The sequence below is a fragment of the Pseudomonas sp. NLJ1 genome (assembly GCF_049486705.1).
GTDB classification, from domain to species: domain Bacteria; phylum Pseudomonadota; class Gammaproteobacteria; order Pseudomonadales; family Pseudomonadaceae; genus Aquipseudomonas; species Aquipseudomonas inefficax.
The window spans coordinates 404,074-425,557 of sequence record NZ_CP137735.1; the positions used below are offsets into that span (position 1 = coordinate 404,074).

At 64.8% G+C, this 21,484-nt stretch carries 17 protein-coding genes; 10 read left to right on the forward strand and 7 right to left on the reverse strand.

Going from position 1 to position 21,484, the window contains the following annotated elements:
- Positions 1 to 64 precede the first annotated feature (64 nt).
- Together garD and R9B85_RS01780 are read left to right on the forward strand one after the other, a co-directional pair.
- A complete protein-coding gene (gene garD, locus R9B85_RS01775; protein WP_423770766.1) occupies positions 65 to 1,618 on the forward strand; it encodes a galactarate dehydratase in 1,554 nt (517 codons plus the stop codon).
- Between the two features lie 186 nt (positions 1,619 to 1,804).
- Positions 1,805 to 3,385 (forward strand): aldehyde dehydrogenase (NADP(+)), encoded by a 1,581-nt coding sequence (locus R9B85_RS01780; protein ID WP_112252596.1) that lies wholly within the window; start codon positions 1,805 to 1,807, stop codon positions 3,383 to 3,385.
- A gap of 135 nt (positions 3,386 to 3,520) precedes the next feature.
- Here R9B85_RS01780 and R9B85_RS01785 read toward each other — a convergent pair whose 3' ends face one another.
- Positions 3,521 to 4,270 (reverse strand): FadR/GntR family transcriptional regulator, encoded by a 750-nt coding sequence (locus tag R9B85_RS01785; protein WP_112252597.1) that lies wholly within the window; start codon positions 4,268 to 4,270, stop codon positions 3,521 to 3,523.
- Between the two features lie 204 nt (positions 4,271 to 4,474).
- Between R9B85_RS01785 and R9B85_RS01790 the strand changes: the two genes are divergently transcribed.
- A complete protein-coding gene (locus R9B85_RS01790) occupies positions 4,475 to 4,804 on the forward strand; it encodes a hypothetical protein (RefSeq protein WP_112252598.1) in 330 nt (109 codons plus the stop codon).
- A 136-nt stretch (positions 4,805 to 4,940) separates the two neighbouring features.
- On the opposite strand, the gene R9B85_RS01795 is transcribed toward R9B85_RS01790, so the two are convergent.
- Together R9B85_RS01795 and R9B85_RS01800 are read right to left on the reverse strand one after the other, a co-directional pair.
- Entirely contained in the window at positions 4,941 to 5,861 is a 921-nt protein-coding gene (locus R9B85_RS01795) for a LysR family transcriptional regulator (RefSeq protein ID WP_112252599.1), read from the reverse strand.
- Between the two features lie 33 nt (positions 5,862 to 5,894).
- Positions 5,895 to 6,869 (reverse strand): quinone oxidoreductase family protein, encoded by a 975-nt coding sequence (locus R9B85_RS01800; protein WP_112252600.1) that lies wholly within the window; start codon positions 6,867 to 6,869, stop codon positions 5,895 to 5,897.
- Positions 6,870 to 7,205: 336 nt separating this feature from the next.
- Between R9B85_RS01800 and R9B85_RS01805 the strand changes: the two genes are divergently transcribed.
- Positions 7,206 to 8,114, forward strand: a complete 909-nt coding sequence (locus tag R9B85_RS01805; RefSeq protein ID WP_112253231.1) for a LysR family transcriptional regulator — start codon at positions 7,206 to 7,208, stop codon at positions 8,112 to 8,114.
- Here R9B85_RS01805 and R9B85_RS01810 read toward each other — a convergent pair whose 3' ends face one another.
- Together R9B85_RS01810 and R9B85_RS01815 are read right to left on the reverse strand one after the other, a co-directional pair.
- On the reverse strand, positions 8,115 to 8,633 hold the full coding sequence (locus tag R9B85_RS01810; protein WP_112252601.1) for a DMT family transporter: 519 nt from the start codon (positions 8,631 to 8,633) through the stop codon (positions 8,115 to 8,117).
- Positions 8,634 to 8,992: 359 nt separating this feature from the next.
- Positions 8,993 to 9,574 (reverse strand): hypothetical protein, encoded by a 582-nt coding sequence (locus R9B85_RS01815; RefSeq protein ID WP_112252602.1) that lies wholly within the window; start codon positions 9,572 to 9,574, stop codon positions 8,993 to 8,995.
- A gap of 227 nt (positions 9,575 to 9,801) precedes the next feature.
- On the opposite strand from R9B85_RS01815, the gene R9B85_RS01820 reads away from it, so the two are divergent.
- Positions 9,802 to 11,934, forward strand: a complete 2,133-nt coding sequence (locus R9B85_RS01820) for a TonB-dependent receptor (RefSeq protein WP_181457347.1) — start codon at positions 9,802 to 9,804, stop codon at positions 11,932 to 11,934.
- Positions 11,935 to 12,157: 223 nt separating this feature from the next.
- Positions 12,158 to 12,457: a hypothetical protein gene (locus R9B85_RS01825; protein WP_112252604.1), complete on the forward strand. Its 300-nt coding sequence runs from the start codon at positions 12,158 to 12,160 to the stop codon at positions 12,455 to 12,457.
- A 17-nt stretch (positions 12,458 to 12,474) separates the two neighbouring features.
- Here the strand turns inward: R9B85_RS01825 and R9B85_RS01830 are convergent, their stop codons facing one another.
- Together R9B85_RS01830 and R9B85_RS01835 are read right to left on the reverse strand one after the other, a co-directional pair.
- The gene (locus tag R9B85_RS01830; RefSeq protein WP_112252605.1) at positions 12,475 to 13,287 is read right to left on the reverse strand and encodes a class I SAM-dependent methyltransferase; all 813 of its coding nucleotides are present in this window, start codon (positions 13,285 to 13,287) and stop codon (positions 12,475 to 12,477) included.
- A 347-nt stretch (positions 13,288 to 13,634) separates the two neighbouring features.
- On the reverse strand, positions 13,635 to 15,821 hold the full coding sequence (locus tag R9B85_RS01835; protein ID WP_423770767.1) for an OsmC domain/YcaO domain-containing protein: 2,187 nt from the start codon (positions 15,819 to 15,821) through the stop codon (positions 13,635 to 13,637).
- Positions 15,822 to 16,167: 346 nt separating this feature from the next.
- On the opposite strand from R9B85_RS01835, the gene R9B85_RS01840 reads away from it, so the two are divergent.
- The 4 genes from R9B85_RS01840 to R9B85_RS01855 all read left to right on the forward strand — a co-directional run bounded on the left by R9B85_RS01840 (position 16,168) and on the right by R9B85_RS01855 (position 21,404).
- Positions 16,168 to 16,623, forward strand: coding sequence for a (2Fe-2S)-binding protein (locus tag R9B85_RS01840; protein ID WP_112252607.1), 456 nt, complete (start codon positions 16,168 to 16,170; stop codon positions 16,621 to 16,623).
- A complete protein-coding gene (locus R9B85_RS01845; protein WP_423770768.1) occupies positions 16,623 to 18,872 on the forward strand; it encodes a molybdopterin cofactor-binding domain-containing protein in 2,250 nt (749 codons plus the stop codon). Before R9B85_RS01840 ends, R9B85_RS01845 begins: the two co-directional genes overlap by 1 nt.
- A gap of 17 nt (positions 18,873 to 18,889) precedes the next feature.
- On the forward strand, positions 18,890 to 20,233 hold the full coding sequence (locus tag R9B85_RS01850; protein WP_423770769.1) for a c-type cytochrome: 1,344 nt from the start codon (positions 18,890 to 18,892) through the stop codon (positions 20,231 to 20,233).
- Between the two features lie 151 nt (positions 20,234 to 20,384).
- A complete protein-coding gene (locus R9B85_RS01855; RefSeq protein WP_112252610.1) occupies positions 20,385 to 21,404 on the forward strand; it encodes an XdhC family protein in 1,020 nt (339 codons plus the stop codon).
- The last annotated feature ends 80 nt before the right edge of the window (positions 21,405 to 21,484 follow it).

The following is a 21,484-nucleotide window of genomic DNA, read 5'->3' on the forward strand; positions in this document are numbered from 1 at the left end:
TCGGCCACCCCCGCCGCGGGCGGATGTACAAAAGCCTGAGAAACCTGACAAGTAGGGCCCGAACATGCAGTTGATCGAACATTCCGACTCGCCCCGCTACGTCCGCCTGCACGATGACGACAATGTCGTGGTGGTGGTCAACGATGGCGGCCTGGGCGAAGGCGCCCGCTTCACCGACGGCCTGACCCTGGTCGAGGGCGTGCCACAGAGCCACAAGGTGGCCACCGTGGCCATCGCCAAGGGCCAACCGGTGCGCCGCTACGGGCAGATCATCGGTTACGCGCTGGAAGACCTGCGCCAGGGCAGCTGGGTGCAGGAAAGCCAGCTGGCCATGCCGGCCGCGCCGGAGCTGGACAGCCTGCCACGCTGCGACGCCGTCCCGCAGCCGCTGCCGCCGCTCGAAGGCTTCACCTTCGAAGGCTACCGCAACGCCGACGGCACCGTCGGCACCCGCAACATCCTCGGCATCACCACCACCGTGCAGTGCGTGGCCGGCGTGCTGGAGCATGCGGTCAAGCGCATTCGCAGCGAGTTGCTGCCCAAGTACCCCAATGTCGATGACGTGGTGGCCATCACCCACAGCTATGGCTGCGGCGTGGCGATCAATGCGCGCGATGCCTACATCCCGATCCGCACGGTGCGCAACCTGGCGCGCAACCCCAACCTGGGCGGCGAAGCCCTGGTTATCAGCCTGGGCTGCGAAAAGCTGCAGGCCAGCCAGGTGATGCATGACAACGACCCGTCAGTGGACCTCAGCGACCCGTGGCTGTACCGCCTGCAGGACGCCAGCCTGGGCTTTGTGGAAATGATCGAACAGATCATGGAACTGGCCGAAACCCGCCTGAAGAAACTCGACCAGCGCCGCCGCGAAAGCGTGCCGGCCAGCGAACTGATCCTGGGTATGCAGTGCGGCGGCAGCGATGCCTTCTCGGGCATCACCGCCAACCCGGCGCTGGGCTATGCCGCCGACCTGCTGCTACGCGCCGGCGCCACCGTGCTGTTCTCTGAAGTGACCGAAGTGCGCGACGCCATCTACATGCTCACCTCGCGGGCGGAAAACCAGCAGGTCGCAGACGCCCTGGTACGCGAAATGGACTGGTACGACCGCTACCTGCAGCAAGGCGCCGCCGACCGCAGTGCCAACACCACGCCGGGCAACAAGAAGGGCGGCCTGTCGAATATCGTCGAGAAGTCTCTGGGCTCGATCGTCAAGTCCGGTAGCGGCGCTATCCAGGGCGTGCTCGGCCCGGGTGAACGGGTCAACCGCAAAGGCCTGATCTTCTGCGCCACCCCGGCCAGCGACTTTGTCTGCGGCACCCTGCAACTGGCTGCCGGCATGAACCTGCATGTGTTCACCACCGGTCGCGGCACCCCGTACGGCCTGGCCATGGCGCCAGTGGTCAAGGTTTGCACCCGCAGCGAGCTGGCCCAGCGCTGGCCCGACCTGATCGACATCGACGCCGGGCGCATCGCCAGCGGCCGCTCGACCATCGAGGAGCTGGGCTGGGAACTGTTCCACTACTACCTGGACGTTGCCAGCGGTCGCAAGCAGACCTGGGCCGAACAGCATCGCTTGCACAACGACATAACCCTGTTCAACCCGGCACCGATTACCTGATGCCAACGGCTTGCCCAATTCAACAGTGCAACGCGGCCCCTGTGGGAGCGGGTTCACCCGCGAACACCGGCAAAGCCGGTGCCATACACCGAGTTGCCTGCTTCGCGGGTGAACCCGCTCCCACAGGGACCGAGCAAACGCCTCAAACACGTTCTCTTCCTTCACTACTCTCTAGAGGAGCACCCCATGCCTGAAATCCTCGGCCACAACTTCATCGCCGGCCAGCGCAGCGCCGCTGGCTCACAGCGCCTGCAGAGCCTGGACGCCAGCACCGGCGAGGCCCTGCCCTACAGCTTCGCCCAGGCCACCGAAAGCGAGGTGGACCAGGCCGCCAAGGCCGCAGCCGCCGCCTTCGCCGAATTCCGCCAGCTGGCCCCGGCGCGGCGCGCCGAATTCCTCGACGCCATTGCCGCCGAGATAGACGAACTGGACGACGCCTTCGTCGCCATCGTCTGCCGTGAAACCGCCCTGCCCCCTGCCCGTATCCAGGGCGAGCGCGGTCGCACCAGCGGCCAGATGCGCTTGTTCGCCCAGGTGCTGCGCCGTGGTGACTTCCTCGGTGCTCGCATCGACCTGGCCCTGCCCGAGCGCCAGCCCCTGCCGCGCGTGGATCTGCGCCAGATGCGCATCGGCGTCGGCCCGGTGGCCGTGTTCGGCGCCAGCAATTTCCCGTTGGCCTTCTCCACCGCCGGTGGCGATACCGCTGCGGCCCTGGCTGCCGGTTGCCCAGTGGTGTTCAAGGCCCACAGCGGCCACATGGCCACCGCCGACCTGGTCGGTTGTGCCATCCAGCGCGCCGCCGAGCGCACCGGCATGCCCAAGGGCGTGTTCAACATGGTGTTCGGTGGCGGCGTCGGCGAGTGGCTGGTCAAGCACCCGGCTATCCAGGCCGTCGGTTTCACCGGCTCGCTGAAAGGCGGTGACGCCCTGTGCCGCATGGCCGCCGAGCGCCCGCAGCCGATCCCGGTATTCGCCGAGATGTCCAGCATCAACCCGGTGATCATCCTGCCGGGCGCCCTGGCCAAGCGTGGCGAAGCCATCGCCCGTGAGCTGGCCGGTTCGGTGTGCCTGGGCGCGGGCCAGTTTTGCACCAACCCGGGCCTGGTGATCGGCCTGCAGTCGCCGCAGTACAGCCAACTGCTGACCGAACTTGGCCAGCACCTGGGCCAGCAGGCCGGCCAGACCATGCTCAATGCCGGTGGCCTGCGCAGCTACGTCGGAGGCCTGGAGCACCTGCACGCCCATGCCGGTATCGAGCACCTGGCCGGCCAAGCGCAGGCAGGCAGCCAGGCGCGCGCCCAGCTGTTCAAGGCCGATGCCCGCCTGTTGGTGGAATCTGACCCGCTGCTGCAGGAAGAAGTGTTCGGCCCGACCACCGTTGCCGTGGAAGTGCAGGACAACGACCAGTTGCGCGCCGCCCTGCTCGGCCTGCGCGGCCAGCTGACCGCGACCCTGATCGGCGAGCCGGAAGACCTGCAGACCTTCGCCTGGCTGGTACCGCTGCTGGAAGAGAAAGTCGGGCGGATCCTGGTCAATGGCTATCCGACCGGTGTCGAGGTGTGTGATGCGATGGTGCACGGCGGGCCTTACCCGGCCACATCGGATGCGCGCGGTACATCGGTCGGTACCCTGGCCATCGACCGCTTCCTGCGCCCGGTGTGCTACCAGAACTACCCGCAGGCGCTGTTGCCCGAGGCATTGCGCGACGGTAACCCGCTGGGGCTGCGCCGGCTGGTGAATGGGCAGTGGAGTGACGGGGCGATCTGATCGCCCGTTGAAACCAGAAAGCCCCGCGCATGGCGGGGCTTTTCTTTTGGCTGTGGCTCCACAGGGCTCAAGCTCAAGGTGATCCCTGTGGGAGCAGGCGCGCCCGCGAAGAGGCCGGTACAGGCGACGAAAGCCTCAGGCCCCCTGCGCCTCGGCCTCTTCATGCGCCTGGCGCAAGCGCTCCCGGCTATTGCTCAGGTGCATGCGCATGGCCATCTTCGCCCCTTCGCCATCACGCCGGGCGATGGCTTCATAGATCGCCTCGTGCTCGTGCATCAGCCGGCTCATGTAGTGCGCCTGGTCATCATGGGCCAGCCGCGCCGAGTTCAACCGGGTACGCGGGATGATGCTGGTGCCCAGGTGGTTGAGGATGTCGGCGAAGTAGTGGTTGCCGCTGGCCTGGGCAATGCGCAGGTGGAACTGGAAATCCGCCGACACCGCATCCGTGGCGTGGGCAGCCCCTTCGTTGAGTTCGTCCAGCGCCGCACGCATGCCGGCCAGCTCTTCATCGCTGCGCCGCTGCGCCGCCAGGCCCGCCGATTCGATCTCCAGGGCAATGCGTAATTCCAGCACCGCCAATACTTCGCGCAGGGTGACCACGGTCGCCGGGTCGATGCGGAAACCACCCGCAGCCGGTGCGTCCAGCACGAAAGTGCCAATGCCGTGGCGGGTCTCGACCTGCCCGGCGGCCTGCAGCCGCGAGATCGCTTCACGCACCACCGTGCGGCTGACTCCCTCTTCGGCCATGATCTGCGATTCGGTCGGCAGCTTGTCGCCGCGCTTGAGCTGGCCGCTGCGAATGCGCTCGGTCAGCACCGTGACCAGTTCCTGGGCCAGACTGCGCGGCTTGCGCCGGGTCTTTGCCTGTACCTGCTGCTCTGTCATTGCCCTGTATTTCACCTTGAAAGACAGCGCTCATCATAGCGCAAGCAGTTGTACGATCACATACTCGCAGTGCGGTATTTATTCTCTCGGCTTGCATGCCACCAGTCGATGGTCAGCGACCATGATCTGACGGCAAATTGCTGGCCCCCAGTGCCTGCTTGTGAAGGCAAACTTCGTTTTCCTTCAGATGCTTAGGACAGCAACATGCGAGTACTTCTAGCAACGATGGCCGGCTGCCTGCTGGCCACGCTCGCTTTCGGCGCCCAGGCACGGGCGCTGAGCCAGAACGATCGCCACACCTGCGGCTGGGGTGCGCAGATAGCCGCCGAGGCCCAGCAGGCCAAGCTTTCCGGGGTAACCCTGTATGCCACGCGCAAGAAGCTGCAGGCACGCAAATTCCCCAAACCGTGGATGCGCATGACCGCCTTCGGCATTACCGAACAGACCTACAACAGCCGTTCGCGGATCAAGCCGGCAGCGATCAAGCAGACCTATTACGAGCAGTGCGTGCAGCATGCTGTAGCAAGACGATAACGATTGCCCGCGTACCCTGTGGGAGCGGCTTTAGCCGCGAAGAATCCAACGTGGTGCATGGCACCGGCTACGCCGGTGTTCGCGGCTAAAGCCGCTGCCACAGGGTCCCTGCCAATTCAATTAGTTATGTGCAATTCTATCGCCGCCAGGGTGCACCGGCCTCGAAGCGTGCCTCCATCCATGCCTTGAAAGCCGTCAGGGCAGCACTGTTGAGGCGCGCGGTCGGCCGTACCAGGTAAATGCCTGCCGCCACATCCAGCTGCCATTGCGGCAGCACCCGCACCAAGCGCCCGGCGGCGAGGTCCTCGCCCATCAGCCAGTCCCCTCCCGCCAGGATGCCAACGCCACGTCGCGCCGCCTCCAGCAGCGCTTCGTTGTCATTGCTGCGCAGGCTGCCGGCAACCTTGACACTCACCTGCTGCCCGCCACTCATCAGTCGCCATTCGGGAAAGCTTCGCAAACCACTGAAACCCAAACAGTCATGCCCGGCAAGGTCCTCCGGATGCACAGGTGCGCCATGCCGGGCCAGGTATTCGGGCGACGCACACAGGATGCGCCGATGATCGCACAGTTTTCTGGCCACCAGGCGGTTGTCGGCCAGCTCGCCAATACGGATGGCGGCGTCGAAACCCTCGCCGATCAGGTCAACGAAACGATCGGCATACTCGGCCTCCACCATCACCTGCGGGTGGGCCAGCACGAAATCAGCCAGCACTGCGCTCAACCAGCGCCGCCCCATGGCTGCCGGCAGCGCCAGGCGCAGGCGCCCGCGTACCGCCACCGCCCCCTCGGCAGCTTCCTGTTCGGCCTCTGCTATCAGTCGGTTGGCCTCGCGCACCTTGGCCACCAGCCGCTCGCCTTCATCGGTGAAACGCAACTGCCGCGTACTGCGCTCCACCAGGCGAATGCCAAGGCGCATCTCCAGTGCACTCAGGCGCTTGGACAGCACCGTGGGATGGCGCTCCAACTGGCGCCCGGCAGCGGCAAACGAGCCCTGTTCGTGCAGCGCCAGCAAGGTGGCAAGTTCATCGGCGCGGCGGCTGTCGAAGGCATCCATGGCAAGGCTCGGCACAAGGCTGTGGGTCAGGGATCAGGCAGTAAGGATTAGCGCGCCCTCCGACAGCCCTTGCTCCAGGTCCCCGTGGGCCCTGGCCGCTTCGGCCAGCGGGTAGCGACGCCAGACCCGAGGCTGGATGATACCCTCCGCGACCGCCGCCAGCACATCGTCGGCGCGCTGCTGGTACTCGTCGACCGTGCGGGTGTGTGCCGCCAGCGACGGCCGGGTCAGGTACAGCGAGCCCTTGGCGTTGAGCGTGGCAACCTCGATGGCCGCCGGCGCGCCGGAGGTGCCGCCAAACGACACCAGCAAGCCACGCACCCGCAGGCTGTCCAGCGAGGCTTGCAGCGACACCTTGCCGACACAGTCATAGGCCACGTCCACGCCCTGGCCCTGGGTCAGCTCGCGGACCTGGCCGGCCAAGGTTGTAGCGTCGAACACCAGCACATGGTGGCAACCCGCTGCCTGCGCCCTTGCCACGCTCTGCGGGCGTGATACCACGCCGATCACCGTCGCCCCCAGGTGCCTCGCCCAGGGCGCCATCAGCTGGCCCAAGGCACCGGCGGCACCGTACAACAGCACCTGGCTACCGGGGCCCACGGCATAGGTAGTCTTCAGCAAGTACTGCGCGGTGATGCCCTTGAACAGCACGGCGGCGGCGGCCTGGTCATCCAGCTGAGGCGGCAGCTTGACCAGACGCTCGGCCGGGTACAGGCGGCCACTGGCGTAACCGCCAACCGGGCCCATGGCGTAGGCGACCCGGTCACCCACCTGCACGTCATGTACCCCTTCGCCGACGGCAGCGACCCGCCCAGCCCCTTCCAGCCCCAGCCCGGAAGGCAGGTCCAGAGGGGCGCCGCCCTTGCGCTGCAACAAGTCGAGCGGGTTGACCCCCATGGCCGTCTGCTCCAGCCAGACCTGGCCGGGCCCAGGGGCTTGTGCTTGCAAGTGTTCAAGATGCATGACATCGGCACTGCCGGTGCTGTTGAGAACGATGCGGGTAGCCATGATCGAATCCTGTTGGATGGGTGTTCGAGTCAGGCTAAACAGGCAGCAAAAGTTGAACAATCAGGCGGGATGCAGATGATTTCTGCACCCCTTGCAGCAGGGACCCCCATGAAACGGGTTGCGAGTATAACCCCAACGACTGACACGGTCCTTGTAGGGCGGCCTTGTGTCGCGATGGGGCGCGAAGCGGCCCCAGGTTTTCAGCTTCGAGCAAAGTTTGTCGGGGCCGCTGCGCGGCCCATCGCGACACAAGGCCGCTCCTACAGGGACCGCGCCAGCTTTGGGTATTTGTTAAGCTGATCAAAACCGTAGGAGATGGCCAAGACCATTCGCACCATGGATGAATTACGCAAGATCGACCTCAACCTGCTGCTCGCCCTGCACGCCCTGCTGACCGAAAAGCACGTGACTCGCGCCGCCCTGCGCCTGCACCGCAGCCAACCGGCGGTAAGCCACGCCCTGGCGCAGTTGCGCAAGCACTTCGACGACCCCTTGCTGGTGCGCCAGAACGGCCGCATGGCCTTGACCGCTCGCGCCCAATCGCTGGCCAAACCGCTGCACGACGCCCTGGGCAACCTCAACGGCCTGCTGGCTGCCCCACAGTTCGAACCGGCCAAGGCCCAGCGGCGCTTCAGGCTCTCGCTGTCCGATTATTCCTCGCGGATCATCCTGCCACCCCTGCTGCGCCATCTGCGCCAGGTCGCGCCCGGGGTGGACCTGGCCATCAGCCAGGCCAGCCGCGAAACCATGCTGGCGCAGTTGCTCGATGGTGAACTGGACCTGGCCCTGGGCATCTTCCCCGACCTGCCCCTGGCCATCACTGCACAGCCGCTGTTCACCGACAGCTTCATCAGCGTTGCCGACCGCCAGGTGCTGCCGGCCAGCGGCGGCCTGGCCCTGGACGACTGGCTGGCCCGTCCGCATGTGCTGATGGCCATGCAGCCGGATGCCTTCGATGAAATCGAACGCGCCCTGGCCGCGCAAGGCCTGCGTCGGCGGATTGCCCTGGCCTTGCCGCACTGGAGTGCGGCGGTGGATGTGCTGGCCGGTACCGACCTGATCCTGACCGTGGCCAGCCGCGCGGTGGGCTCGCTGCACCAGCACAGGGCATTGCGCCGGTTCGAGCCGCCACTGGCGATTCCTTCGTTCGATTACCAGCAAGCCTGGCACAGCCGCAAGGACGACGACCCCGGGCATCGCTGGCTGCGGGAGACCGTGTGGGCGTGCAGCCAGCCGGGGCGCTGATCAGCCTTCCGGCTGTTTCACCACAGCAGTGGCACTGGCCGGCGTGCCTGCTGCCCAGGTACCCTGCACCAGCAGCACGCCGCAGAGGATCAGCAGCACACCTGCCAACCTGGCCAGGTTGAGCGGCTTGCCCCCCAGCCCCATCACTCCGAAGTGGTCTGCGACCACCGCCGTGATGATCTGCCCTGCCACCACCAGCACCAGGAAACCCGCTGCGCCCAGCCTGGGGGTGAGCGCAGCGGCACCGGCCACGTACAGCGCCCCCAGCACACCGCCAACCCACAGCCACCAGGGCCCCTGCAGGGCTTTGCCCATGTCCGGCGCCGGCACCCTCAGGACCAGCAACGCGACGATCACCACCAGCGAACTAACCGTCAATGACGTGAACGCGCCCCACAACCAATGCCCCAGCGCCCGACCTACGGCGGCATTACCCGCAGCCTGGAACGGCAGCACGGCACCGGCAAGCAACGCCAGGGCAAAGGGAAGCGCCAGAAGGCACAAGGTCTTGCTGAACATGGCAGTCCTCATTCGTGACATATGTTCAGGCAATGATCGGAAAATTCCCTTTATCCATGGAAATCGAAAGTGTGCACGTACTTTATTCACCACATGGATACACGATCCACAGGTGCCGCGCAGTGAAGCCTGAGCCGTATCTATGGGAGCAACTGTCTTGCTCAAATTCCAGAAGTTGGCGCGATCTCTGTGGGAGCGGCCTTGTGTCGCGAATGGGCTGCAAAGCAGCCCCAGCAATTTCAACTGTTGCGCATCAATCCGGGGGCCGCGATGCGGCCCTTTCGCGACACAAGGCCGCTCCCACAGTTACCGCGACAACCTCGAGAGCAACGCGCTACCTGGACTGCGCCAATGAATGGTCAGCGCGAGGTTTCGACGCGCAGCACTTCGGTGTAGATCGCGTCGACCGTCTGGCCGACCTTGAGGTTCTTCATGCGTGCCTGCAGGTCAGGGTTCTCGACCTTGACCACCTGCAGCTTGCCCTCCGGCGGCAGCAGGCTCACCTCATGTGCCTTGAGGTCGATCTTCTTGATCTGTGACGTGACCTTGACCTGGCGGAATGCCTCGCCACCCGGGTTGGGGTTGTCTGCCGTGGCGCGGATGGTACCGGACTCTTCAGTCGCCTTCGGCGCCCCGCCTACTTCGGGATTCAGCACATAGGCCACCGCACGGGTCACGTAAATGTCGACCTGGTCACCCACCTTGAGGTTAGGCAGCGCCTTGGCCTTTTCCGTGAGCTGGAAGGTCACATCCTTCTTTTCATCAGGGCCTTTCACCGTGACCTGCCGGTTGGCCAGGTCGATGGCCGTGACCTGCGTGGTGACGTGGCTCTCCAGCGCCTCGCTGCCAATGGGAATACCGGCCGCCTGCACCGTGAAGCTGGCGGTGGACGCCAGAGTGGCAAGGGCAACGGCACGAACGAGGGAACGAATCGGATTCATAGGCCTGCTTCCATGTAATCAAGACCGGATAGGTGCGTGAAATGCTCACGCGCCAACAAGCATAGCCGTTACCTGCCGCCTTGCCGGCCCTCTTTTCCCGCGACGCATCTCGTCGCTTTTCCGCCATCCGCACCCTTGCAACAGCAAATGCGAATTCTTTACACTTGATTTACATTTACAAATCATTACTATTCGTGACCTCCAAATACAACAAAGAGTCACCTGTAATGGCAAAAAAGTCTGTTGCCCCAGCATCCATTTCCATGCTGGGCCTGCTGGTTGTGCCTGCTGTTCATGCGGCCGTTCAACCTGAATCGCAGGGTTCCCTCGCCTTGCCCGCCACTGCCGTCACCAGCGCCTACGAGCAGCAAAGCTACAAGGCCAGCGAAAGCCGCAGCGCCATGAAGATCGACGCCCCGCTGCGCGACATCCCGCAAACCGTCAACGTCGTGCCCGAAAGCGTGATCAAGGACCAGGGCGCGCAGTCCATGGAAGATGTGTTGAAGAACGTGCCCGGCGTCGGCCTGTCCAACGGCGACGGCCAGCGCGACCAGGTGACCATTCGCGGCTTCAGCGCCATTGGCGACATGTACATCGACGGCGTGCGCGACGACGCCCTGTACTTCCGTGACCTGTCCAACATCGAGCGGGTCGAGGTGATCAAGGGCCCTGCCGCCGTGCTGTACGGCCGTGGCTCTTCGGGCGGCCTGATCAACAGCATCAGCAAGAAGCCGAGCTTCACGCCCAAGCGTGAAGTCGGCATGAGCTTCGACAGCGAAGGCAAGCGCCGCACCCAGTTCGACACCGGCTGGGCCGACCCGCAAAGCAACCAGGCCTACCGCGTGACCGGTGCCTTCGAGGACAGCGACACCTTCCGCGACGATGGCTACATCGACCGCAAGGCCATCGCGCCATCGGCCTACTTCCGCCTCTCCGACGACCTGGAACTGAACCTGGGCGCCACCTACCTGTACGACAAGCGCCTGATCGACTTTGGTATCCCTGCCCTTGGCAACCGCCCGGTAGATGTGGACCGCGACAAGCGCTTCGGCTCCGGCGATGCCGACCAGGACTACGCCCGCAGCGAGGTGTTCTCGCTGACTGCGAGCCTTGATTACCGCATCAATGACGACTTCACCCTGACCAACACCAGCCGTTACTACCGCTACGACCTGGACCGCAACAACACCTTGGCCGACAGCAGCCCGACGCGATTCGTCACCGCGCCCAACGGCGAACTGCTGGTCAAGCTCAACCGCGGCAACGTCGCCCGCGACGAGTACGGCGTGTTCAACCAGACCGAGCTCAAGCAACAGGCGCAGCTTGCCGGTATGCAGCACAACCTGCTGTATGGCGTGGAAGTGGGCTTCCAGGACAAGCACCAGCGAGTGCTGAGCCAGAACAACGTGGCCCAGGTGCCGGTGTACCGCGACGCCTTGGTGCCGGTACCGGAACATGCCGCCAACCTGTCGTCCAAAGGCACCAACTTCCAGCAGACCACTGGCCTGTATGTGCAGGACATGATCGAACTGAACGAACACTGGAAGGCCTTGGTCGGTGTGCGTTACGACATCTTTGGCCAGGAATACGACGATGACCGCGCGCAGAACGTGGACCTCGACCGTACCGACAAGACCTGGAGCCCGCGTGCCGGCCTGGTCTACCAACCGGATAACATCCAGTCCTACTATGTGTCGGTCAGCCGCAGCTACCAGCCTTCGGGCGAAGTGTTCGCGGTCAGCCCGACCAACCAGCACCTGGAGCCGGAAGAAACCACCAACTACGAAATCGGCGCCAAATGGGACCTGCTCGACAGCCGCCTGTCGGTGACCGCAGCGGTATTCCGCCTCGAGCGCACCAACATGAAAACCGCCGACCCTGCCAACCCCAACCTGACCGTGCTGGCCGGCGAACAGCGCACCGACGGCTTCGAAGCCACCGTCAGCGGGCAGCTCACGGACAAGTGGCAGATCTACGCCGGCTACGCCTACCTGGATGCCGAAATCACCAAGTCCAACAGCAAGACCAACGGCGTGGCCAACGAAGGCCAGACCCCTACCCTGACGCCGCGTAACAGCGCCAACGTCTGGCTGGTGCGTACCCTGACCCCGCAATGGCGGGTGGCCGCCGGCGCCAACTACGTCGACGAGCGCTACACCGCACTCGACAACGTGGTGGTGATGCCGGGCTACACCACCTTCGACGCCGCGCTGCTGTACAGCGTGCCGCAGTGGGATGCCGCGCTGCGCCTGAAGAACGTGTTCGACCGCGACTACTATGCCTCCGCGCACGGTTCGGTGAACCTGATCACCCCGGGTGCACCGCGTACGCTGGAAGCCAGCTTCAACTACCGGTTCTGATCATTGCGCCAGGCGCAAGGCCTTGCCAGGGTGCAAAGGCCTTGCGCTGCTTATCTGGTGCAACGCAAGCGTTCACCGCTTCGCTTGAATGCAATATCCTGCACAGTGCATGGCACCGGCTTTGCCGGTGTTCGCGGCGGTTTATCACCTCGATAAACCCGCCCCCACAGGGACAGCACCTTGCTCGCAATTGCAGAGTCCTGCCCTCGGTAAGGAAAGCATTATGAGCAGTAAACCGACTCGCCCCTACGCATCATGGACGCTGGCCACACTGCTCGCCTTCAGCCTGGCGCTCACCGCCGGCTGTTCCAGCAAAGCCGGCAAGGTCCGGTATGCGACGCCCGCAACAGGCTCCAACTGTTTCGCCAAAGCCGTGCCCACCACCGGCGAAGGCGGCCTCGCGTGGGGCAATACGCTGAGTATTGCCCGGCAAAAATCGCTGAACAACTGCGTGCGCTATGCAAGCCGGTCAGGGGGCACACCGAAGACTTGCCAGGTGGTGATGGCCAAGTGCAAGAATTGAGCGCTTGGCCCGTGGGTTCAACCTCGAATGATCACCACTTCAAGGTATTCACTCGGCACCACCAACGACGACTCGCCCCCCACATTGCTTTCATTCAACAATTGCGTCAGATTCCGCTCCAGCGCCTCCGCCGCCTCCGGTTCCAGCGAGGCAAACGCCTTGTGCACCGGCCCGTACCAGGTGCGGAACACCTCGATGAAATGCGCCGCCGAGCGATAGCGGAAGTTGAAGTGCTGGCGGTTGACTTTCAATTCGCCCAGCGCGCCCTCGAACATCCCGCGCAACTGCTCTTCATCACCCCAGCGCGAGGGCGGTAGAGCCCCGGCTGGTGGCGGTACGTGCCGCCCGAGGGTCTTGAACATCTGCCCGACGAAGCCTTGCGGGGTCCAGTTGGCCAGCCCGATGCGGCCGCCGGGCCGGCACACTCGAGCCAACTCGCGCGCAGCCTGGGCCTGGTCGGGGGCAAACATGACGCCGAAAGTGGAAAGCACGGCATCGAAGGTGCCGTCGGCAAACGGCAAGGCTTCGGCATCGGCAGTCTGGAACACCACGTTGAGGTGCTCGGCCCGCGCCCGTTCTTCACCGCGCTTGAGCAGTTCGGGCACATAGTCGGTGGAAGTGACCCGGCAACCGCGCCGGGCGGCGGCCAGGGTGGCATTGCCGTTGCCGGCGGCGACGTCCAGTACCTGCTCATCCCAGCGCAGGTCACAGGCTTCTGCCAGGCGCTCGCCAACCAGTTGCAGGGTTGTGCCGATTACCGCGTAGTCGCCACTGGCCCATGCAGCTTGCTGGCGGGCTTTGAGGGCATTGGTATCCAAAGGGGTGCTCATGGTCTGCGCCTTCTTGTCGTGCGCGGCCGAGGTCCTTCTGGCGGTCAACGCGCCATGGATTCAGGGGATGGGAACAAAACGCTACGCGCCTGGCAGGCGAAGCGGCAAGAAATAATAAGCGGTGAAGCAAGATCGATTTGGTGTAAACACCAGCGATGAAAGACCTATGAGCTCTATTGGCTCATGCTACCCCTGTGGGAGCGGCCTTGTGTCGCGAAAGGGCCGCACAGCGGCCCCAGCAATATTCGCGTCACCGCAGAAATCCTGGGGCTGCTACGCAGCCCTTTCGCGACACAAGGCCGCTCCCACAAGGCTTGTTCTGCGAGGGAAAGAATACCTGTCAGATATCAGGCGAACTTGGCCCGGGCCGCGTGCAGCTTCTTGTAGCTTTCGATCAGGCGCAGGTGGCGGTCGAGGCCTTCGAGCTTCATGCTGGTCGGGGTCAGGCCATGGAAGCGCACGCTGCCGTCTACCGAACCCAGCACCGCGTCCATGCGCGGGTTACCGAACATGCGGCGGAAGTTGGCTTCGTAGTCGTCCATTTCCAGTTCATCGTCCAGCAGCACTTCCAGCACCACGTTCAGCGCCTGGTAGAACAGGCCACGCTCGACGGTGTTGTCGTTGAACTGCAGGAACGCCTCGACCAGTTCCTTGGCTTCCTCGAAGCGCTGTACCGCCAGGCAGATCAGCAACTTCAACTCGAGAATGGTCAGCTGGCCCCACACCGTGTTCTCGTCGAACTCCACGCCGATCAGCGAGGTGATGGTGGTGTAGTCATCCACATCACAGTTGTCCAGACGCTTGAGCAGCAGCTTGAGGGAACGGTTGTCCAGGCTGTGCAGGTTGAGGATGTCGGCGCGGAACGACAAGGCGCGGTTGGTGTTGTCCCAGATCAGGTCCTCGACCGGGTAGATCTCCGAGTAACCCGGCACCAGGATGCGGCAGGCAGTGGCACCGAGGTTGTCGTACACCGCCATGTACACTTCCTTGCCCAGGTCTTCGAGGATGCCGAACAGGGTCGCGGCCTCCTGCACGTTGGAATCCTCGCCGTGGCCGGAGAAGTCCCACTCGACGAACTCGAAGTCGGCCTTGGCACTGAAGAAGCGCCACGACACCACGCCGCTGGAGTCGATGAAGTGTTCGACGAAGTTGTTCGGCTCGGTCAGCGCGTGGCTTTCGAAGGTCGGTTGCGGCAGGTCGTTCAAGCCTTCGAAGCTGCGGCCCTGCAGCAGTTCGGTGAGGCTGCGCTCCAGCGCCACTTCCAGGCTCGGATGGGCACCGAACGATGCGAACACGCCGCCGGTGCGCGGGTTCATCAAGGTCACGCACATCACCGGGAACTCGCCCCCCAGCGACGCATCCTTGACCAGCACCGGGAAGCCCTGCTCCTCCAGGCCCTGGATGCCGGCGACAATGGCCGGGTACTTGGCCAGCACCTCCTGCGGCACATCCGGCAGGCACAGCTCGCCTTCGAGGATTTCGCGCTTCACCGCGCGCTCGAAGATTTCCGACAGGCACTGCACCTGCGCCTCGGCCAGGGTGTTGCCGGCGCTCATGCCGTTGCTGAGGAACAGGTTTTCGATCAGGTTGGACGGGAAGTACACCACCTGCTGGTCGGACTGGCGCACGAACGGCAACGAGCAGATACCGCGCGCGGTGTTGCCCGAATTGGTGTCGTACAGGTGCGAGCCACGCAGCTCGCCGTCCGGGTTGTAGATGGCCAGGCAGTGCTCGTCGAGGATTTCGGCTGGCAACGCATCACGCGGGCCGGGTTTGAACCACTGCTCGTTCGGGTAATGCACGAACGGCGCGTTGGCCAGGTCCTCGCCCCAGAACTGGTCGTTATAGAAGAAGTTGCAGTTAAGGCGCTCGATGAACTCGCCCAGCGCCGAGGCCAGCGCGGCCTCCTTGGTCGCGCCCTTGCCGTTGGTGAAGCACATCGGCGACTGGGCGTCGCGCACATGCAGCGACCACACATTGGGCACGATGTTGCGCCACGAGGCGATCTCGATCTTCATCCCCAGCCCGGCGAGGATGCCCGACATGTTGGCGATGGTCTGCTCAAGCGGCAGGTCCTTGCCGGCGATGTAAGTGCTGGTGTCCGCCACCGGCATCAGCAGGCCCTGGGCATCGGCATCGAGGTTGTCGACCACTTCGATCACGAACTCGGGGCCGGTCTGCACCACCTTCTTCACCGTGCAACGGTCGATGGAGCGCAGGATGCCCTGGCGGTCCTTCTCGGAAATGTCCTCGGGCAGCTCGACCTGGATCTTGAAGACCTGGTTGTAGCGGTTTTCCGGGTCGACGATGTTGTTCTGCGACAGGCGAATGTTTTCGGTGGGGATGTCGCGGGTCTGGCAGTACAGCTTGACGAAGTAAGCCGCGCACAAGGCCGAAGACGCCAGGAAATAGTCGAACGGCCCCGGCGCCGAGCCATCACCCTTGTAACGGATCGGTTGGTCGGCGATCACCGTGAAGTCGTCGAACTTGGCTTCGAGACGGAGATTGTCGAGAAAATTGACCTTGATTTCCATGCGGGATTACCGTGATTTAAGCGTGCAAAACGAAATTGGCCGGCATTATCCGGGTTTTTCTGCCGGAAGTCCTGTTTGCCTGTACCGGCCCTATCGCCGGCAAGCCAGCTCCCACAGGAACTGCACATGACTTGCGGTCGATACGGTCGAGGTGGGAGCCGGCTTGCTGGCGATAGGACCGGTACAGACTTGCGTATTCCACCGAATTGCTTGCCTGATCCTCTGAACCTGCCCCGCCAGCAGACCAGCGGTCACCTCGCTGTGCTAGCGTTTCTGCACTGGGGAGCACCGTACTCCCCACTCAGAAGAAACCAAGCGACAGCAACCGTTGACGGGCAGGTGAACCATGGAACTACGCATCAACCAGAAGACCTACCAGGTCGAGGCAGACGCCGACACGCCCCTGCTATGGGTGATCCGCGATGACCTGGGGCTGACCGGCACCAAGTATGGCTGCGGCCTGGCCCAGTGCGGCGCCTGTTCGGTGCTGGTAGACGGCAACGTGGTGCGCGCCTGCGTCACCCCGGTGGCCGGCGTGGTCGGACGCGAGGTGACCACCATCGAGGCGATCGAGGCCGATGCCGTCGGCAAACGGGTGGTCGCGGCCTGGGTCGAGCACCAGGTGGCCCAGTGCGGCTACTGCCAGTCCGGTCAGGTAATGGCGGCCACGGCGCTGCTCAAGCATACGCCCAAGCCCAGTGACGCACAGATCGAAGCAGCCATGGTCAACCTGTGCCGCTGCGGTACCTACAATGCCATCCATGTCGCCATGCATGAGTTGGCCCAAGGGGAGAAGGCCTGATGAACACACCAGTCGATACCCCCGCCGAACTGCTGAAGCTGCAACGGGGCGAAACGGTCAACCTGTCGCGTCGGCGCTTTCTTGCCGGTACGGCTGTCGGTGCTCTGGTGCTGGGTTTCGGCCTGCCCATGGGGTCGGCCCGCGTGCAGGCAGCCGCCGCAGCAACCCCGGAGCGCGGCACCCAGGTGCCGGCGTTTCTGGAGATCCGTCCGGACGGCAAAGTACGCCTGCTCAGCCCGTTCATGGAAGGTGGCCAAGGCCCCTTCACCGCCATGGCGCAGATCGTTGGTGAAGAGCTGGACGTCGACCCGGCCAATTTCGTGGTCGACAGCGCGCCGCCCGGAGAAGCCTATGTAGTGATGGAAAACGGCATGCGCATCACCGGCGGCAGCATGTCGGTGCGCATGAGCTACCCGACCATGCGCCGCCTGGGCGCCCTCGCCCGGGCCATGCTGCTGCAGGCGGGCGCCGAGCAGCTGGGCGTGCCGGTCGAAGAACTCTCCACCACACCGGGTCATGTAGTACATACCACGACTGGCCGCTCCATCCCCTACGGTGAGCTGGCCGGGCGTGCCATGGACCTGCCGGTGCCGGACCCGGCCAGCGTCAAGCTGCGCGACCCCAGCCAGTTTCGCTGGATCGGCAAACCGGTACGTCGCCTGGATGCCTACGACAAGTCCACCGGCAAGGCTGTGTACAGCATCGATATCAAAGTCGACGGCATGCTCCACGCTGCCGTGCAGCACGCGCCACGCCTGGGCATGACCGTCGGCAGCCTGCGCAACGAAGACCAGGTCAAGGCCATGAAGGGCGTGCATTCGGTGCATCAGTTGCCTGGCGCCGTGGCCGTGGTTGCCGAACGCTGGTGGCACGCCAAGCGCGCGGTCGAAGCCATCCAGGTGGACTGGAAGGAGCCCGCGGCCGACAGCCCGGTACGGCCGATGCCGGCCGACTTTTCCAGCGATGGCTGGCGCGAACACCTGGCCACGGTCACGGGCCCGGCGCGCGACGACGAAAACCAGGGCGATGTGGCCGGCATGCTGGCCAGTGCCAAGACCCAAGTCGAGGCCACCTACCACAACCAGTACCTCAACCACGCCCAGCTGGAACCGCCGTCGGCTCTGGCGCGCTTCAACCCGGACGGCACCCTGGAGGTGTGGCTGCCCAACCAGGCGCCGGACATGTTCCGTGACGACATCGCCAAACGCACCGGCCTGGCCCCGGCGCAGATCACCCTGCATTCGCCGCTGCTGGGCGGTTTCTTTGGCCGCCACTTCCTGTACGACTCGGCCAACCCCTACCCGCAGGCCATTGCCTTGGCCAAGGCGGTCGGTCGGCCGGTGAAACTCATCTGGAGCCGCGAGGAAGAATTCCTCCGCGATGTACTGCGCCCGGTCGCCGTTGTGAAGTTCCGCGCCGGGCTGGATGCCGACGGCCTGCCGGTGGCCCTCGAAGCAGTGAGCGCCACCGAAGGCCCGACCGAAGCCATCGCCGGCAAGCAAGGCGAAAAGCTCGACCCGACCGCGCTCGAAGGGCTGTCGGGCAAGTCCTACGCGATCGCCAACAAGCGCATCGCGCAGATCTACGTGAAAGGCCCGGCCATGCTCGGCTACTGGCGCTCGGTGGGCAACTCGCTGAACGACTTCTTCTATGAGTCGTTCCTCGACGAGTTGGCCGACAAAGGCGGCAAGGACCCGTTCGAACTGCGCCTGCACCTGCTGCGCGACAACCCGCGCCTGACCAACCTGTTGCAGGCCGTCGCCGAGCTTTCCGGCGGCTGGAAGCGTGGGCCGTTCACCGCCGAGGACGGCAGCAAGCGAGCACGTGGCGTGGCCATGGCCTCGCCGTTCGGCTCGGAGGCAGCGGTCATTGCCGAGGTGTCGATCGAGAACGGCCAGGTCAAGGTGCACGACATCTGGCAGGCCATCGACCCGGGCAGCATCGTCAACCCGGCGATCATCGAGCATCAGGTCAACGGCGCCGTCGCCCTGGGCCTGTCGCAGACGCTGCTGGAAGAAGCGGTGTACGTGGATGGCAAGCCGCGCGCGCGCAACTACGACCTGTACCCGATCCTGCCGCCATCGCGGATGGCCAGGGTGCATGTGCGCATTGTCGAGAGCGGGGCGAAGATGGGCGGTATCGGCGAGCCACCGTTGCCCGCGGTGGCACCGGCGGTGGCCAACGCAGTCGCGCAGCTCACCGGCCAGCGCGTGCGCAGCCTGCCATTGAGCCGCCATACCTTCAGCTGAGCACACAAGGACGCCCCATGACCCATCGCTTCGCAAGAACCGCTTGCTGGCTGGCACTGCCGTGCCTGGTCGCGGCAGGCCTGCTGGCCTGGTACGTCACCCGCGAGCCCGCCTCGCCGTTTGCCGGTACGCAGGCCACGGCCACCGACCCGGCGCTGGTCAGCCGCGGCGAGTATGTGGCCCGGCTCAGCGACTGCGTGGCATGCCACAGCCTGCCGGACGGCAAACCGTTCGCCGGCGGACTGGAAATGGCCACCCCGCTGGGGGCGATCCACGCCACCAACATCACCCCCGACCGCGACACCGGCATCGGTCACTACAGCCTGGCCGACTTCGACCGTGCCGTACGCCAGGGCGTCGCGCCCGGTGGCCGGCGGCTGTACCCGGCCATGCCCTACCCGTCCTACGCCAAGCTCAGCGATGACGATGTCAAGGCGCTGTACGCCTTCTTCATGCACGGCGTGCAACCCGTGCAGCAAGCCAACCTTGCCAGCGACATTCCCTGGCCGCTGAACTGGCGCTGGCCCATTGCCGTGTGGAACGGCCTGTTCGCCGCCACCACGCCATACGCCGAGCATGCCGGGCAGGATGCACAGTGGAACCGCGGTGCCTACATCGTCCAGGGCCCTGGCCACTGCGGCAGCTGCCATACCCCGCGCGGCCTGGCCTTCAACGAAAAGGCCCTGGATGACAGCGGCAAGCCGTTCCTTGCTGGTGCCCTGCTCGACGGTTGGTATGCACCGAGCCTGCGTGCCGACCCCAACACCGGGCTGGGGCGCTGGAGCGAGGCCGAGATCGCGCAGTTCCTCAAGACCGGACGCAACCGGCATGCGGTGGTATTCGGCTCGATGACCGAGGCGTTCAACAACTCTACGCAGTTCATGAGTGACGAGGACCTGGCCGCCATTGCCCGCTACCTGAAGTCGCTACCCGGCGACCCGCAACGCGACGGTGCGCCGTGGCAGTACCAGGCCGAATCGACGCCAGCGTGGCTCGACAGGCCTGGGGCGCATACCTATGCAACCCGCTGTGCGTCGTGCCACGGCCTGGACGGCAAGGGCCAGGCCGAATGGATGCCACCCTTGGCCGGCGCCACCTCGGCACTGGCCAGGGAAGACGCATCGGCGATCAATATCACCCTCAATGGTTCGCAGCGGGTGGTGACGGCCGGGTTGCCCGATGCCTATCGCATGCCGGCTTTCCGTGAGCAACTGAGTGACCAGGAAATTGCCGATGTGCTGGGTTTCGTGCGCAGCGCCTGGGGCAACAAGGGTGGCGCGGTGAATGCGCAGGCGGTGGGCAAGTTGCGCGGGCATACCGACCCGGCCAGTAGTAGCCCGATCATTTTGCATATGCGCTGAATTTGGTGGCTGTGCCGGCCTCTTCGCGGGTGAACCCGCTCCCACAGGATTTGCACCGCTCCTAAGACCTGTGCAGTACCTGTGGGAGCGGGTTCACCCGCGAAGAGGCCGGCACACACCCCCCTTGAACATCAGGTTTAATGGAGTCCCCATGGAAAGCATCGACCTGCTGGTCCTGCGCACCACCCGAGACTGGCTCGCCGCCGGCCACCGTACCTTGCTCGCCACGGTCGCCCGCACCTGGGGTTCCTCCCCCCGCCCGGTTGGCTCGATGATGGCTCTGCGCAGCGATGGCCGGGTGGTCGGCAGTGTCTCTGGCGGCTGCATCGAGGACGACCTCATTCACCGCTACACCAGCGCTTACGGCGGCCCCGGCATGCCCGGCGGCCTGCCCCAGGTGGTGCGCTATGGCGTCAGTGCCGACGAGGCCCACCGCTTCGGCCTACCCTGCGGCGGCACCCTCGAACTGGTCCTGGAATTCGCCCCGTCGCTGCCACACCTCGAGCAACTGCTCGCCGGCCTCGACGGCGGCAACCTGGTACGCCGTGGGCTCGACCTGGGCAGCGGCAAAGCCAGCCTCACCGCCACCAACACGCCCGAACTGTTCAGCTTCGATGGCCGGCACATGCTCAGTACCCTGGGCCCCGGCTACCGCCTGCTGCTGATCGGTGCCGGCGCGCTCGCCGAATATCTGGCGACCATGGCCCTGTTCAATGGCTTCAGCGTTTCACTGTGCGACCCGCGCCCCGAGTACACGGCAGGCTGGAACGTTGCCGGCGTCAACCACCTGGCCGGCATGCCGGACGACGTGGTCCGCGCCTTCGCCCCGGACCTGCGCAGCGCCATCGTCGCTGTCAGCCACGACCCCAAGCTGGACGACCTGGCCCTGCTCGAAGCCCTGCACAGCCCGGCGTTCTATATCGGTGCCATCGGCTCACGGCGCAACAGCCAGCTGCGCCGCGAGCGGCTGATCGAACACTTTGGTGAAAGCGAAGCGTCGTTGCAGCGCCTGCACGGCCCGATCGGCATTTATATCGGTAGCAAGACCCCAGCCGAAATTGCCGTCAGCGTCATGGCCGAGATCCTTGCGGCGAAGAACAATGTCAGCCTGCCCGGCGCGGTCAGCGTGACCCAGGCCAAGGAAGCCAAGCAGCTGGTGCAGCCCCTGTAGGAGCGGCCTTGTGTCGCGATGGGGCGCGAAGCGGCCCCTGTTTTCAGCTTCGCCGCAGATATAGCCGGGGCCGCTGCGCG